This window comes from Microcoleus sp. S28C3, from assembly GCF_036700785.1.
GTDB lineage: Bacteria > Cyanobacteriota > Cyanobacteriia > Cyanobacteriales > Microcoleaceae > Microcoleus > Microcoleus asticus.
Genome location: NZ_JAUBPO010000097.1, coordinates 1 through 15,106, shown reverse-complemented (window position 1 = coordinate 15,106; position 15,106 = coordinate 1). Strand labels below are relative to the sequence as shown.

Annotated in this window: 20 protein-coding genes; 12 read left to right on the top strand and 8 right to left on the bottom strand. The window is 48.4% G+C overall.

Going from position 1 to position 15,106, the window contains the following annotated elements:
* Positions 1–341: 341 nt before the first annotated feature.
* The 6 genes from QUA13_RS24620 to QUA13_RS24595 all read right to left on the bottom strand — a co-directional run bounded on the left by QUA13_RS24620 (position 342) and on the right by QUA13_RS24595 (position 6,775).
* Positions 342–1,031, bottom strand: a complete 690-nt coding sequence (locus QUA13_RS24620; RefSeq protein ID WP_333202791.1) for a hypothetical protein — start codon at positions 1,029–1,031, stop codon at positions 342–344.
* A gap of 376 nt (positions 1,032–1,407) precedes the next feature.
* Positions 1,408–4,776 carry a DUF5906 domain-containing protein gene (locus tag QUA13_RS24615; RefSeq protein ID WP_333202789.1) on the bottom strand — a complete coding sequence of 1,123 codons (3,369 nt, stop codon included), beginning with the start codon at positions 4,774–4,776 and terminating at the stop codon, positions 1,408–1,410.
* Positions 4,776–5,105: a hypothetical protein gene (locus tag QUA13_RS24610; protein ID WP_333202787.1), complete on the bottom strand. Its 330-nt coding sequence runs from the start codon at positions 5,103–5,105 to the stop codon at positions 4,776–4,778. The genes QUA13_RS24615 and QUA13_RS24610 overlap by 1 nt, the downstream gene beginning before the upstream one ends.
* Positions 5,106–5,222: 117 nt before the next feature.
* Positions 5,223–5,459, bottom strand: a complete 237-nt coding sequence (locus QUA13_RS24605) for a hypothetical protein (RefSeq protein ID WP_333202785.1) — start codon at positions 5,457–5,459, stop codon at positions 5,223–5,225.
* A 381-nt stretch (positions 5,460–5,840) separates the two neighbouring features.
* A complete protein-coding gene (locus QUA13_RS24600) occupies positions 5,841–6,476 on the bottom strand; it encodes a Uma2 family endonuclease (RefSeq protein ID WP_333202783.1) in 636 nt (211 codons plus the stop codon).
* A gap of 47 nt (positions 6,477–6,523) precedes the next feature.
* Positions 6,524–6,775, bottom strand: coding sequence for a hypothetical protein (locus QUA13_RS24595; protein WP_333202781.1), 252 nt, complete (start codon positions 6,773–6,775; stop codon positions 6,524–6,526).
* Between the two features lie 232 nt (positions 6,776–7,007).
* Here QUA13_RS24595 and QUA13_RS24590 point away from each other — a divergent pair, with 232 nt between their 5' ends.
* From QUA13_RS24590 to QUA13_RS24535, 12 genes are all read left to right on the top strand, one after another.
* Complete coding sequence (locus QUA13_RS24590; protein ID WP_333202779.1) at positions 7,008–7,985, top strand: ParM/StbA family protein; 978 nt, start codon at positions 7,008–7,010, stop codon at positions 7,983–7,985.
* Positions 7,986–7,991: 6 nt separating this feature from the next.
* Positions 7,992–8,231, top strand: coding sequence for a hypothetical protein (locus QUA13_RS24585; RefSeq protein WP_333202777.1), 240 nt, complete (start codon positions 7,992–7,994; stop codon positions 8,229–8,231).
* A 2-nt stretch (positions 8,232–8,233) separates the two neighbouring features.
* The gene (locus QUA13_RS24580) at positions 8,234–8,467 is read left to right on the top strand and encodes a hypothetical protein (RefSeq protein WP_333202775.1); all 234 of its coding nucleotides are present in this window, start codon (positions 8,234–8,236) and stop codon (positions 8,465–8,467) included.
* Positions 8,468–8,501: 34 nt separating this feature from the next.
* Positions 8,502–8,753 carry a hypothetical protein gene (locus QUA13_RS24575; RefSeq protein WP_333202773.1) on the top strand — a complete coding sequence of 84 codons (252 nt, stop codon included), beginning with the start codon at positions 8,502–8,504 and terminating at the stop codon, positions 8,751–8,753.
* A 56-nt stretch (positions 8,754–8,809) separates the two neighbouring features.
* Entirely contained in the window at positions 8,810–9,292 is a 483-nt protein-coding gene (locus tag QUA13_RS24570; RefSeq protein WP_333202771.1) for a hypothetical protein, read from the top strand.
* A gap of 62 nt (positions 9,293–9,354) precedes the next feature.
* Positions 9,355–10,020 carry a hypothetical protein gene (locus QUA13_RS24565; RefSeq protein WP_333202770.1) on the top strand — a complete coding sequence of 222 codons (666 nt, stop codon included), beginning with the start codon at positions 9,355–9,357 and terminating at the stop codon, positions 10,018–10,020.
* A 35-nt stretch (positions 10,021–10,055) separates the two neighbouring features.
* Entirely contained in the window at positions 10,056–10,526 is a 471-nt protein-coding gene (locus QUA13_RS24560; RefSeq protein ID WP_333202768.1) for a hypothetical protein, read from the top strand.
* Entirely contained in the window at positions 10,513–12,279 is a 1,767-nt protein-coding gene (locus tag QUA13_RS24555) for a hypothetical protein (RefSeq protein ID WP_333202766.1), read from the top strand. Before QUA13_RS24560 ends, QUA13_RS24555 begins: the two co-directional genes overlap by 14 nt.
* Positions 12,269–12,493, top strand: coding sequence for a hypothetical protein (locus QUA13_RS24550; protein WP_333202764.1), 225 nt, complete (start codon positions 12,269–12,271; stop codon positions 12,491–12,493). The genes QUA13_RS24555 and QUA13_RS24550 overlap by 11 nt, the downstream gene beginning before the upstream one ends.
* On the top strand, positions 12,490–12,933 hold the full coding sequence (locus QUA13_RS24545) for a hypothetical protein (protein WP_333202762.1): 444 nt from the start codon (positions 12,490–12,492) through the stop codon (positions 12,931–12,933). Before QUA13_RS24550 ends, QUA13_RS24545 begins: the two co-directional genes overlap by 4 nt.
* 102 nt (positions 12,934–13,035) lie before the next feature.
* Positions 13,036–13,236, top strand: a complete 201-nt coding sequence (locus QUA13_RS24540) for a hypothetical protein (protein ID WP_333202760.1) — start codon at positions 13,036–13,038, stop codon at positions 13,234–13,236.
* A gap of 333 nt (positions 13,237–13,569) precedes the next feature.
* Positions 13,570–13,773 carry a hypothetical protein gene (locus QUA13_RS24535; protein WP_333202758.1) on the top strand — a complete coding sequence of 68 codons (204 nt, stop codon included), beginning with the start codon at positions 13,570–13,572 and terminating at the stop codon, positions 13,771–13,773.
* A gap of 229 nt (positions 13,774–14,002) precedes the next feature.
* Here the strand turns inward: QUA13_RS24535 and QUA13_RS24530 are convergent, their stop codons facing one another.
* Entirely contained in the window at positions 14,003–14,374 is a 372-nt protein-coding gene (locus QUA13_RS24530) for a hypothetical protein (protein WP_333202756.1), read from the bottom strand.
* 77 nt (positions 14,375–14,451) lie between these two features.
* Positions 14,452–14,793 carry a hypothetical protein gene (locus QUA13_RS24525; protein ID WP_333202754.1) on the bottom strand — a complete coding sequence of 114 codons (342 nt, stop codon included), beginning with the start codon at positions 14,791–14,793 and terminating at the stop codon, positions 14,452–14,454.
* Positions 14,794–15,106: the final 313 nt, after the last annotated feature.

Genomic DNA, 15,106 nt, shown 5'->3' with positions numbered 1-15,106 from the left:
GGGCAGGCATAAGGAAAAATAACAAAATATAAGGAAATATAAGTAATCTCCCCCTCGATCGCACCCGCCGGGGAGTTAGGGTTAGGTAGACTCTTATGTAGACTTTTTGCCCTGCACGGACGATCGAACCGTCTAAAAAGTCTACATAACTGACCTGATCGCACCCGCTGGAGAATTGCAATTAATACACTAAATACACCGCAACAGTCGCTCAAGTCGTGTAAAAAGTGTATTTAGTCCGCACCCAGTCCCAGATTGTCGGGAGCTGCGGGCGATCGGGCTAAAAGTCAAATAAAGTCAAATAAAGTCAAATAAAGTCAAATAAAGTTAAATAAAGTAAATTAAAGTAAATTAAACTCCGCTTCCTCTTCTCCCATCTCCGGCGGCTGGATGCCTAGGATGTGCGATCGAAGAAGTGCGGCCGTCTCTGGGGTCAATCCCCGGCCTCGCTGTTCATCGGGGCGATCGGGCAAGATTCCCATAAAAGCTTCCCGAATATTTGCCTTGAGCTTTGCGGTTTCATCATTTGCGAGCTTCAATATTGATCGGGGCAACCAGCCAGCATCAGCCAAAATCTTCAGCGCCTCCAGTTCGTCATAGTTGCGGCCGTACACTTCCTGAGCCAAGCTCACAGCAGCTTTGATTAGCGGGGCCACAGTTCGCACTTGCTCGATCGCTGCGGATTTGTCGGGATTAGCGATCGCCACATCGAGGGCTCCGTTGATGACTGACATTAGCTTGGTATAGGTAACGACGCTAATTTGTACCATCTGGCGGCCCTGTTCAAACCGTCGATCGGCATCACTACTGTAAAGCAGTTGCTGGCGTTTCTCAGCTTCGGCCTCGGCTTTTTGTTTGAGATTTTCTAAGCGTTCGATCGTCTGCTGCCAAGTCTCGGTTAACTTCATCTGGCTGATTCGCGATCGAGTCAGCCCCAATTTTTGAGCAATGGCTTCTTGGGTTAGCCCGTCAAAAGTCAGTTCTGCCGCCAGAGAAATTTTGCGGACTGATGATACGCTTGCCTTTGCCATCAGCTCAAAAACCTAAATTTTGCTAACTTTTACTAACCTTTTCTACCTCCATTATATCAGTCCAAATCTTTGCTAACCGAGGATTTTGACTGATGACTTCGGCAATAATGGCGACATCTTTTTGGCGATCGAACTCGCACCCGATCGCCCGTTTTAAACGACGGACACAGCCGCAAATTTAGATTTTAGATTTTGGATTTCCGGCTGGAACCGGAGAACTCTAAGTCGCTGAAACTCTGCAAATTGGGTCGCGCCGAATATCGCCAGAACATCGGCTGCTGTGATGCTGCCAGCGTTGATCGCACGATCTAAATCTCGTTTAATTGCGCGGGCAACCGCTGGGGACTGGTAGCTGATCGACGCCGGCTACCGCACCCTATTGAACCAGCGCTTTGAACGCTACCCGTTCGGATTCGGCCAAGCTGTTCCAAACTTTCTGACGATCGGCGGCACCGGAGTTGCAAACCTCTTTGAGCGAACTCAAAACACTTTTCGCTGTCTCTGCGTCATTACTGGCGATCGCGACCCGGACAAACTTAACTAACTCGGACTCTTCTTCATTTGGCAAACGCAAAACGGTAAACGCTTGATATATCTCAACTCCAACAAACTCCGCTAGTTCAGCGCTAGAAAATTCACCAGCAGCGATGGATTTTTGAATGTCTTGGGAAATCGCACTGCCGACGGCTGGAGATTTAAAACCGATCGCCGCCATAATACGCTCAGCATATTCCTGCAATAGCACCAGCGCCTGCGACTTTTGAGCTTGTTTGCACAGTTTGCCAACTCTGTTAAGTTCTGCGATCGGGAGCTGGCTTTTTATTTGCTTCTTGAGCTCCAAATCTCCACCCCACACAGCTTCGACCTCAGCCCAAGTTTGCGCTGCTTTTACTCTTTCAATTAGCAGGGCTGGCACTGTCTCCGGTGTTGTTGGTGCAGTTTGCAGTTCCGGGGGGGCGACTGTCGGCGGTGCTGTTTCTGGCTCCGAGGGGGCGATCGGTTGTGCTGTTGGTTCCGATGACGGGGTTTGACGGGGTTCTGGCGGGGTTGATACGGGGTTTATTACGGGGTTTAAATCCTCGACTGGCAAGGGTTGTGAGATGTTGACGGGGTTAACGGGGTTAAAACATACTTTTTCTATTTCTGCTATTTCTCTTTGCTCGTTTGTCTCGTGTGTTTTTTCGGGTGATGCAGAATTCGATAAATTATTTGAAATGTTTTGAGCATCTAAACCCCGTAAATTGCTGTAATTCCCGTCTAGCAAGGGTTTTGAACCCCGTTGTAACCCCGTTGTAACCCCGTCAAACCCCGTATCAGTGGGTAAATTTTGCGGGATAAGTGCTGAAAGTGAATCAGAATGAGTAGGCAGTGATTCTGCCTGATCTCGCAGTCTCAGGCCCTCAAACCAACTACGGCCACCGGAGCGCTTCCAACTGATAGAACCTAATTCGAGGTAGTCATTGCACAGTTCCGCAAGCATCTTGGGATACTTGATGTGAGAAACTGCCTTGAGATTGGAGTCACACCAGTTTTTATAGTGTTCGTAAAGCTTACCTGTGGTTGTCGAGGCTGTTGGATCTACAATCAAGCAATCATCAAAGTGAGCTGCCACGCTGTTAGTTTGCAGCTTCATATCCCATTCTTGGAGCTTGAATTCTGCAATCTGATTTTTGCCTATTCCTTGAATATTTTCCGTGACCTCGTTGTCAGGGATATCAAGTGCTACGGCGATTAGCTGGGAGATTTCGGCGTCCATCTCGCTCTCTACTTTTGAATCTCGTAGTGCGGTGGGCAGTGGATTATCGAAATGAATCAGGCATAAGCGGCGGTCTAGTCCTGTCGTATCGCCTACAAAAATTGGATTATTGCTCCCTATTATTAACAAGCCGTAGAAAAAAGCATCGGCGGCCGGCTTGTAAATTTCCCGGTAGCTAATGGCATCGCCACCAGTCAGAGACAATATGGCATCCACACCCGTAGCAGCCCGTTCATCGGCGCAGGTTACTAATTGCTTGTCAATGATGCTAGCCATTGTTGAGCCGTCGTCTAAATGCTTCAGTTTGCATCCTTTCCAGTTCTCTCGCCCTACGATTTTCTGGAGCAGCCTGATAAATGTCCCTTTACCGCTTCCCGGTTTCCCGATTAAGTGAACGAACATCTGCAAGTCAAAAAACCGGAACTTAAGCAACCCGTTGATGACTGCCAAAAGCTTAAAGATTTTTCTCCGATCGCCCTTCATTGCTTTATTCATCCAGCAATAAGTATTAGGGCAATTTTCCTGCAATGTTTTGAGGGTATCTATTTCTTTCGCTTTTAGTGGCTTATACTCAAATGGTAAGTGCGATGTGAAACCCATGCCGGGAGAATGGTCTAGGCTTTTGCTTTTGTTGGCGTCCAAGACGTAGTTGCTAAAGCTGATGTATTGCTTTCTATCCCATGTGTGCCACGTCGCAACTCTCAATTTTTTGGTTAGGAGCTTGAGTACATCGGTCAGATAGGCGTCTCGCCCGTAATAAATGTTTTTGGCCTCAATCACGGTCATCAACAAGGTTTCAAAGTTGCCTATTTCGATCCTTTGCCATTCCTTGCCGTTCCAGATCCGCCAAATCTTTTGTTCGTTGTCGAACTTCCATTGATGTCTGTACTCCTCAGCTATTTGCCCTGCTGTTTCTTGTGGGCTGGGAGGTTTTTCGTCGGCGCTTTCTCCCGCATCCTTCTCCTCCTCCTCCTCCTCAAGCTCGATCGCCCGCGCTAACTCAGCAGCTTGTCTGTGAATCTCTTTCTCTAACCGCCGAATAAATTCGTCGGCGTCCATATTGTCCAAAATTTCCTTGATATCCCCTTTCTCTGGGATATCCGGGAATATAACCTTTGGGTCGATCAGAAAGCAGGGGAATTGCAGTCGATCGCACGCCGATTTAATCTTGTCGGCTTTTGCGCGGCCGATCTCGTCGTTGTCGTATAGGTAAGGCAGCGCCCGACAGTTGACCTCTTGCAATTCCTTAACGACTGCCTTGATTTGTTCCTCAGACCAATTTGAGCCTTGCAGGGTAATGCTGGCGATGCTGTGCGATCGGGCCGTCTCAACGTTTGGCTCCCCTTCTACCATCAGCGGAACGGCAGGCTCGTTAATGGGTGCATCGCCGAGAACTCCTAACACTTCGTCGATCCGGTAAGCTTTCCAAACTGCTTTACCCTTCTTCCACTCCACCAATCCGTCATCAACGTGACTCTGACGGTATGTTTTGCGGTATCCCTTGGCGCTGGTAATATCCGCCCATTCTGCGCGGTATACCGTTTTGTCGTCACCATAAGAGTAGGCAATCTCCCAGACAGTCTCACGGCTTGTCCCTGGTGTTTCTTTAAGAATTTGCTTTTTAACAATCGACCAGAGCGTGTCGGATATCGGCTGGCGCTCCGGTGCCGCTGCATTTTCAATTTTGGCAAGCTTCAACCCGATTGGAACAGCCGGAACAGGTAATACTTTAGCTTTGCTAACCTTCTTCGTAGGACGGCGGCCGCTGACTTGAGCTTCAAAATTGTCCTCAGTTTCTAGCTTGTAAATCCCGTGTCCGTCTACCGTGTCCTTTATGCGCTTCCATCCCGTCGGTGCGGTGTCGGTGCGCGGACACATCACAACTGTGTTATCTGGGGAGGTTTTGCACCAATCTGGTTTGTCGCAAAGAGGGCAAGGGTTAGTTTTGCTGACTTTGATGAATTCGGAGGATGTTTTTGTGGTGTACATTACGCCGCATCTCCGATCGCTTCAAAGCCAACAGCAGAAAATCCCCGGTTTGCTCGCGCTGATACTGTGGATTGTGGATTTATCGCTGCAAAGCTAACTCCAAATAATCCCCGGTTATGTTGCGTATTTAGAGGAGATTGTGGTACGATAGGCTGATAACAAGGCTTTGCAGGCTCTTGAAACTTATGGGTAGCTCTATCGGTAGCGCTAGAATTCAGAATTTGCTCGATCGCACCGCTACAGATAACGCGAAGGCTAGCCAGCAAGCTAGCACCAACCGCCACAGCGCCTATAGAGCACGTGCGTTGTGAGACAAGGTATGTCATCATATTGTTAGTAGCCATCCCTATTGGTGGCGTGATTTCTAACTTTGTTAATAAAACCTGCCAAGATTTTTGATGAACAAAGTTAGAAGGTTTATAAAGAATACCAAAAGCGCTGGAAGTTCACACGGTCAGCGCTTCTTCGTTTTGGGCTTGTGGTTTTGCTTCAGATTTGACGTATCTATCTAGATGATCTAAATAAATCCACATTGCCTCTTCAAAAAACGTTGACCGCGATACCCCAAAAGGTACAGCAAATTTATCAGCTTCCGCTATTAACTCTGGCGATAGAGCTAATCCTACTCTCAGTTTTCTGGTACTCGGTAGCATAATGAATTTCTCAACGTTCGATAAATTCATTATATATGGCTGGAGGCTACTGCGATCGAGGCTGAAGGTTCTACGGCAAATTATTCTGGGTTAATTTTCTGACGTTATATCTGATTGATTAACTCACGAGTTGATCAAAGTGAATTCAAGCCTGTCTAGTCAAAAAGCTCAAAGACTTTTGTACAAAAGATTTGCAGAGTTTTACGCTCGTCTAGTGACTTTTTTGCGGGGATAGTAAAATTGTAAGAAAAACTTATCAGAAAACCTTGCTTAAAAACTCTGAAAATTTGATTTCCTAGGATTTCTAGGCAAGATTCTTAATCTGGTAACTTAAGTACATTTATTTTGGGCTAGTGCGACGGGCTAGGAGTGAAAAATCGGGACAGCATCGCCCGATCGCCCCCAGTCCTTCTAGCTCGGCTCGATTGGAGGCAGACCGGCTCGAAAAATCACCTCGGTCGTCAACCTCAACTCTGGGAAAGCCAGCGACTCAACTGTGTCATCGCCCTTAAACTGTTTTACCTGGTACTCTCCATCAACCAACTGGCAAACCGATAGTGTGGGTTGTTTGGGAGTGCCGATGAACCGCCGGCCACCCAAAGCAGCATAGTCAACAACCCAATATTCTGGGATACCCAATTTTTCATAATCGGCAAACTTGAAATGGTAATCATCCTGCCAATTAGTGCTAACGACCTCTACAGCCAGCCGTACAGAAGACCCCATCGTGATGATGGATTCCCTATCCCAGCGCGGTTCGTTTGCCAGAACCACTTGGTCTAAGACAATTACGTCGGGCTGATAACCTGCCTCATCACGAATGGGTTTAAGCAGACAGTCACCGGGGATAAAGTAAGGCAATTTCAGTCGCCTGATTTCTGCACTGATCTCATCCCTGGTAAAACCCGTAACACGGGAATGGGGGCCAGTTCCTAAAGGCATTTCGACAATTACTCCTTTGTGTAGCTCGTAGCGGCGGACTGAGTTCTCTGGATACCAGGCCGCGAACTCGTCAAATGTGACTGTCTTGGTTTGGGTTTGGATCATGGTTGCCTGTTTCCTTTGCTAGACATCTGCTAAATAACTGCTAGACATCAACTAGCACCTTTACTAGCCTTACCCTGCTTAGCTTTCGCTGCTGATGCGGGTTTTGCTTCTGTTGGTTGTGGGCTGTCGGTGCGATCGGATGTTTGATCGGCGTGTTCTCTTCTCTCTATCAATGCCTTCTTAACCAAGACGAGAACTAATTGAGGGATTGTCCGAAACTCAGAGTCCGCCCAGTCCTTTAATTCTTGATACTCGTCGAAGTCAAAAGAAATAGTAGTTCTCGGTCTGTTGGTGCCCATTATTTTGAGTTCATGTATACCAACATTATCGACAATAGTCTACCGATGCGAAAACTTACCGCCAAGTACATCACTGTTGACGAGTGATGTACTTGTAGATTACAATAGCACTCATAGACGCAATAAAGCCAGTTCCGAGCATAAAACGGTCACACGTACATTCCCGCAGGGTTTCTCAAAAACTAGCTCGAAAATCGTCTCAAACTCTTACGCCACAAGGCAAAACCGAACCATGCAAACTGAATATCGACAAACCACGCTTGGCTCAATCCAGCCACATCGCGCCGTCGTGCGTCCCGTGTTGGCTGTTGACCCCGGCAATCGTTTTACAAAATGGATCGACTGTCAGACAGTGCGATCGATACCGTCTTACGTTAAGGAGTTATCCGACTGGGAAGAGGGCGGAAGCGACGGTCAGAGCTACGAAATTGGATTCGATGGTCGCCGTTACTTGGTCGGTCGCTTGGCACAACTGATGGGCGGAGCCCCGGCTTTCGAGTCTGGCAAAGCTGATTTAGCTCACTTGCTAATCTTGCCCGCGCTTGCTTCGGATTCCTCCCAGCGGATCGAACGATTGGTCATCCCGACGCCCGACTCTCGCAATCAGGCAACCATTGCCAAGCTCAAAGAATTGGAAACCACGATCGAATTTTCGGTAAACGGTCGCGATTGCTTAACAACAATCCGATCGGTATCTGCGGTTGATGAGTGTCGCGGTGCTTATGACTTGGCGCTTGGGCGTCAAATGTGGCGTTACCCAAATAACCCGAACGGCATCCTTGATATCGGCGGCGGAACTGCGATCGCCCGATTGTTTGCACCCGGCGGCGCTTTACTCAGGGATGCGGATATCGTCTTGCCCGGAACATCGCACCTTGCCCAACGGTTAGCAGCAGCCATCCTTCCCAAAGTTGGCAACACAGCCGACGCCGGAATGTTGATGGACGCGATCGCCTCTGGCAACCTCTGTTATGGATCTACTGATATTGATTTCAGCCGGGAGTTCGTAGCAGTTCGAGACGCTTGGACAGCCGACATCAGAGCCAAACTTAAGACCAATTGGGCAAAATACTTGCCTTCGCTTGGAGAGTTGATCGTCATCGGCGGTTCAGCAAGTCTCCTACAGCCCATGTGCGAGGCATCAAAGGGGCGGTTTAAAGTTGCCCCAAGACCTCAATTCTTTAACCTCTACGGACTCAACAAGGAATAAAACCAAATGGCACAAACACGCGCCGTCTTGCCTTCACGATTTGTACCGCTCGCAGATGAATTGCTTGCTACTACTGGTGTTGGCGATTACTCAACCTTGATCGGAATTCTACTTTCTCGGTACGGGAATCACCTGCTAAACACTTGGCAGATTAACAACTGTCAGCAGGCAGCATCAACAATTCCGCAGCCAATCGCCGAAGTCTCGATCGCACAACCGGAAACATTTACACCAATGGAGTTTTAGTCGTGTTTAGGCACTTAATTGATCAGTTTTACTTGAAAGTTATTGAGGGCGAGAACGAAGAAGCAATTCAAATTGATGAGTTGCACCACTTGCAATTAATGACCAACCGCAAAAATGAAAGCTACGGAACCATCTGGGATTGCAACGGCTCGCTCGCCGGACACGTCGGGTATAACGGAGAATCACGCGAAGAAGCAATCAAGCAAGCAAAGCAAAAAGTAGCTGATAAATACTAACTCAACCCCTTTACACAAATGGAGTTTTAGTCCAATGCCACGAATCATTAACGGTCAATATTTCGAGGACGGCAAACCTGGAACCCGCATCATTAACACCGAGGGTGGGAACTACACCGAGAAGATTGAGGGAGATTTCATTCAGGGAAACGTTATCGGCTCTACTCCCAAGCCAGCTCCTCAGCGCAAAGATTTATCGAAAGATGGCGAGGCAATTGATGTCGAAGCGACTGAGGAAAAAGAAGAAAAGGTAGGGCTGGCTAAATTGTTGGATTTTTTCAAGTAAAGAGATCGATAACCAAAAGCTCACACCCCTAGAACCCTTACTGATGGAGCATTGCAATGATCACCGATGAAGAATTGACCCCGATCGACCTTTCCGATTTCTGGGAAGAAGAAGAACTGGAAGACGCCGACACCGACGCCGACACGAGCTCTAACGGCATCGTACCCGAATACGTCGATCGCCAAATTGCCAGAATTCCCCAGTATGGCGATGACTCGCGCTGGCGGCTGGCTTCTCATCTGGATATGTTCGAGAATCTGGCTCCCGATGGCAGCTTGACCGGTGAACAGCGGCAGGCGATAGATAATTTTGCGATCGGCTACCAGTATCAATCCCAGACTGAGGCTGAGAAAGACTCCGAGATGGATTTCCCTGAGTGCCAGTACGTAGCGGTTGGCTTGGACTTGGGAAGTGCGATCGAGCTTGGCGACAGTTGGCGGCGTGGCGAATTCTTGCCTGATGTCGGGCATCCGGCGGCTGACAACTTAAGCAACAGACTAAATCAAATGCAAAGCCGACGGACAACCCTGGAAAAGTAAGCCGCCGGCCCTGTAAATCCTCCCCTAGCTCGCGCTGGGGGAATCTTATTAAGGAGATTGTAATGCAATTCAGAGTAGCCCAAACATCAGGAGCGGGTCATGTAGCCCGCGAATTCGGGTATCACTCCGGGCCCCTTACGCCTGAGATGGTACACGAAGCCGCCAGACAAGCCAAAATTTTAGACCTTCAGAAACAACTACGAACTGCCTACAATCGGCATGATGCCAAGATTCGCGCTAACAAAGTAGAAATTGAGCGCTTGACTCTTGAGGCGATCGAAAACGGATTGACCGACAAAGCAGAGATTGACAAGTATGTGGTTAAGGGCATCATCGCGGGTGCTAAGCACGATCAGCATATTGTCAATCTAGAGCAAAAATTACAACACGAATTAGGGCTGGTAAAGGTGCAAGGAGCCAGCACCCAAACCCTGCAAAACATGGATTTTCGCCAGCGGTTGCTGCTGATTCGAGCTAATCACATGGCGAAAGGTGAGATACAGACTAACGGTTTTCAGCAGTCCCTTAAGGCAATCCAAGCCTCCCCGCAGCAGGCGATCGCCATGCAAGCAAAACGGGCAAACTTTAACGCCTATATCAACGCGAAAGACTTCGACCCCATCCCAGCCACAGCAGGCAATTCTGGCGGTGGCAGTAGTCCGATCGCGACCAACAACGGCAAAGGCTTTTTAGGGGGTCTATTCGACTTCTTCAGTGGACGTAAGTAAACCTTAGTAAGCGGGTTAACGCCCGCTTTTTTTGTATGAACATCTCAGAATTTGACTCTTCAGAATTCGATTACTTGAACGCTGGCAATTTTGAGCAACCAGAACAGCAGCAACAACAGAAAACTGACGAAATTAGTGGCATAGAACGCTTCTGGAATTTGACCGGAAACTGGGGAGAATTCGGCTCCTACTTCGGTGCGGGTCTATCCGCATCCCTTATAGTACGGGCGATTCCGGCGATGATACCTAGTGCTGTAATTTTAATTCCGGCAGTCGGTTTAGGGTTGGCAGTATACAGCTTGAGTGCTGAAGGTTCGGGTAAAGTTCGGAGCCAATTAATCCTAATCGCCGTGGGAACTGCCTTGATTGCTGGCAATTGGGACGCATGGCAAGCTTGGATAGTTGCCAATTCTCAACTGCTGATTTTCAGCTTTGTATTAATCGTAATTACCGTCGCATTCGTGGCAACCCAAGTATGGAGCAAGTTGAGCAATGTTAGCGAATAAAAATCAGGCCATTGTATCAGGTTTGTTAGGTCTGGGGATTGCTGGGTTTGCAACTGCTACAGCCCTACCTTTCAACGATCGCATTGAATACAGAATTGGCAACAGGATAGAGTCGCAGCCTGCATGGTTAGTCCCTCTTAAAGCAGAGTTTCGGTCGATCGAGCGTGGGTTTGGCGGCATTAAAATTTTGCTTAGTTTGCTCGCAACTGGGGGCATGGTGACGGTTATGCTGATTGCCCGTAAGGAGGCAGAACAGGAGCCAATTCGACAACGGATTAAGAAGTATCAAAACCAGGCTTACGAGTTCGATTATGCTGCTGAATCTGCATTCCAAATGGCCTCAACGCAACAACGCTATAAGAAGCTTTTAGAAGCTGACGAGGTGGCGATCGAAGGTGAAATCGAACAAGCTTACCTCGAATCTATGGGCATCACCCAGCAGCAACAGCCACAGCTAACTGGAACAACAACGCTCGACAGCGTGGCCAATCCCGGCGACAAAGTGGAACCATCGGCAAGCTCACCAGGGCTTAAGCCTAATCAGGATATCGAAAGCCCCAACCTTGCGATCGCCCGCCAGACTGCCAGCAAAATCCTAACTTCCTTGGCTGGTATCAACACATCTATTTTCTTAGCGGGCCCTACTCGCACGGGCAAAACCTACACCCTGCACAAGTGGCTCGATGATGTAACCTTTCGTTTTCCGCAGGCTGAAATTTACGTCATTGCCCAGAAATATGAAGATTTCCCCGGCGTTCCTCGCAGTCACATTGTGATATTTGACCCGCTATTTCCAGAGGAGTCGATGAAGTTTCTGGATGTGGTTTACGAGAAACTACAGCGCCGGAAATCACAACCAGCAACTGAGGAAACCTACCGCGACCGACCTATCAAATTAATCCTCGAAGATTGGTTTGCAACGTACCAGTGCTTAATGCAGAAACGAAATGCACAGCTATGGGAAGATAAGGCTTCTAAACTGGGAAGCATCGCGACTGTAGGGGGTCAGTACAATGTTGGATATTTTATCTGCACTCAGACTTTTAATATCGCATCTAGTGGGGTTGCAGACTCCAACATTCGGCTTAATTTAGCACTGTTGGCGCAAGGATTAGTACGCACCACTAAGGACGGTGAAGAGCAAGGCTCCTATGGTGTGATTGAGCAAATGTTAAATAATCCAAACGTGATTGCAAGTAAGGCTCATAGAGATTTATTATCAGCGGATTTGAAGCTATTGATCCCTGATTCAATGTCTGAGCAAACGCCGATTATCCTTTCCACCATTGGCAATCCGGTACTAGGTTTGATGCCCAAGATTGAAGTCAACAATCCGCCATTAAACGAGGTTTCCGGCGCTCAAACCGACACTCCCGACAAACCATCTGGGAAGGATGCCACACTGCCACAACCAGACGCCGAAAACCTCCCAAACCCTTACGGGAAGGGGACGGCGGGGACGCCAGACGTGGAAGCCTCGGACACTTCGGAAGCCCTGGAACAGAGTTTAAACGGCTTTCTGGCTGAAGTGCTAGCCGAAAACCTTCCTCCCATCTTTGCTGATGATTTCCCACTTAAAAAGCATGAACGGCGGGTGCAATTAGCCAAGCTGGTAATTGCTAAAAACCTAGGCAAACAGAAAACAATTTACTTGCTCTGGGGCGTGACTGATGGTGGCAGAAATCACCAGCGATATGTGGATGCGAGAGAGATGCTTGAGAAACTAAGCAAAGGTAACGACAATGCCAGCTAATACATATCGCGTAATCGAAGAAAATCCAAGCTCTAAGCCTGCCCTCACAATCTTTCAAATCACCTATGCCGATGCACCTTACCTACAGTACCAAATCACTGGCTGGGGCGGAAGCGCAGTACCTATTGAGAGAGGGGAAGAGTTTTCTAAAGCCCTAGGACGCTCAGTCAAATATGTTAAGGAACACTGCGAAAAAGGAGGTAATTTGGGATGACTAATACTTATCTAATCTCAGTCCGCCCGACTTGGGCTGATGCCTTCTTTGTTGACCGGAACCCGAAAACGATCGAACTCCGAAAAGGTAGCTTTGGGGCATCCCTAAAACCGGGCGATAATATTGCAATTTATGCCACGCTACCAGTTGCCGAACTATTAGGAACCGTGCGGATTGTGAAGCGTGAGAGACTACCTATCGATCGACTGTGGCAGCAATCTGAGCAAGGGCAACTGGCAAGGGTATCGCGCCAACAGTTTGATACCTACTATGCGAGCCAGATTTCCGGTGTTGGAGTTTGGGTTAGTGCCGCCGAACTCTTCCCCAGTCCGATCGCCCTTTCCAAACTTCGCCAGAACTGGGGGAACCGCTGGCAACCGCCCCAACAATTACAACAATTGAGCGACGATCGACTGGCAGCGCTGAACATCGCTCGCTGAACATTGCCAACCTAACCGAGCGCTACGGTGTTAGAGATGTTTTGACGGCGTAGCGCTGACCGATGACTGATAACTAATACCCAATAACCAATAACCAAACCTATGCCCCAGATTGAATCAATCTTTTTTTACCGCAGCTTCCTTTGCTGGTGCGATCGGCGTGGCGGCTGGGAAATTAAATGCTTGGATTATGGATATCTCTACCCTGGAAAGGTTGGCGGTGCGGTGGCGGCCAAGAGGCAGGTAGATGAATTTTTGAATCAGCGGTACGGGCCCAAACCCGATCGCCAGCAACAGCCCTAGACCCGCTATACTGCAAGCAATTGGGGCAAACACCCGTTGCCAATTACCAATTGCAAATTACCCATAAAAAAGGCCCTCGGCATTACGCTGGGGGCTTTTTGTTTTTGGGTGCGATCGGACGATCGTACTTTCCCAACTGCGGCAGAGTTTTGGGCAGCGCTGGCAGCCTCCGCAACAAATTCAGGGACTGGTTGATGAATAAATATTGCTTTTTATTTCCAACCTCACAATGTAGACAACTGAGTGATACGTTTAGTCACAACCGGACGCTACGTTGTCAGTGGTGATGCGACGGTCTGGGGCTTACATCTACTAATGACTAGGACAAAAATCATGGGTGCTATCGAAAGTATGTTTTTCTACAGAGACTTTCTCTGTCAAACTCGCTGTAACAATGAATGGGTAATCTTTTGCCCTACTTGCTTTTACGGCTATGTAGGCAGAGCCGATGCCGGTCTTGCTTACACAGCCGCAAAAGAGAAAGTGGATCGTGTCCTAAAACTGCGGTACGCGAAAGCCAATCGCCAGAACTCCTGAAGCCGTTTATAGTGATTAGAGATTGGGGCAAAGACTCATTGCCAATTACCAATTGCAAATTACCCATCGTGTAAAAAACCTCTGACATTTCGGTCGGAGGTTTTTTGTTTGGGCGATCGGGCAAGCCAAAAAAACCCGGCATTAACCGGGGTGTCTATTCCTAATGTCCGTGGGATGTGTCTTCCAGGACTCCTTGATCATCACATTGATAGCTCAAAGTCAGTCTGGCTCATTCTTCCTTGGATTCCAGAAATTTCCGCAGAGATGGAATTACCCGCTTGGGCCACTTGGTGTCGGGCGGTAGCAGTTCTTTTAGAAAGTTTACGATTTCCGCTATTTGCTCCGGTAGGTCGATCGCTGGTGCTGGGTTCTGTTCGATCGCCCCTGGTGGATTCTCTTTGAGTTTTTCGACTTCTTCGCACTTGCTGGCGAGTTCTACCCGCGTGCGATCGAGTTCTTCCCGTGTGCTGGTGAGTTGGGCGGCGACTTGCTGGCGATCGGCGTATTCTATCTCTAATTGCTCCTTCAAGCTTGGCACCTTAAGCCATAAGTCCCCGATCCGCTCATGAAGCTTCAGCAGCTCCCCGTTTTGCTCTTCCATTAGTTCAACCTTTAATCGCAATTCTTTATCCTTCGCGTCCAATTCTCGCCTGAGTGACTCATTGCCACCCCCATCACTCAGGCGCTCAATTTTCCCAGCCGTTCCTCGATCGCTGCGAACTTCTCGGCGAACACTGGTTCTGTCTGGCGTTGGACAATTTCTACAATACGTGCCTCTAACAAGCTGTCTGACACTTCTTGTCTTACGTCTAACGGCTGTTGTCTGACTTCTGCGGGTGCGGGTAAGACAACGGAGCCATCAGACAGCGCCTCGATGCCCGCCCGCATAATGTCGATCAAAGTCTTGGAGCGATCGCACCCGTGGTTATTATTTGCAGCCGGATAACGCTCTTTGCCTAGATTGTCGATCGCCTCCAACACTTCATCGGGACAGCGAAAAGTTAACGATGTCGAAGCCATTGCCTTACCTCGGTCATATATGTATGACACCATTGTATAACACCCGTAGCCGTTTGTATGACATATAAGCAGAATCTGTCATACAGTTATTTGTCATACACCCTGCTTATGTCTAACAAATTGGTCTTACAAACGCTTGACAAATGTCTAACGTTTGTTAGTATGTAAGACATAAGGGTAAGACACCTCAAACAAACCCATACACGGCAACCACTACAGCCACATCACACCACAGGAAAAAACCATGCAATTACTCGCCGCCAAATTCAACCAAATCGCTACAGCAATCGAAACGACTAACGCCCAGATTGCA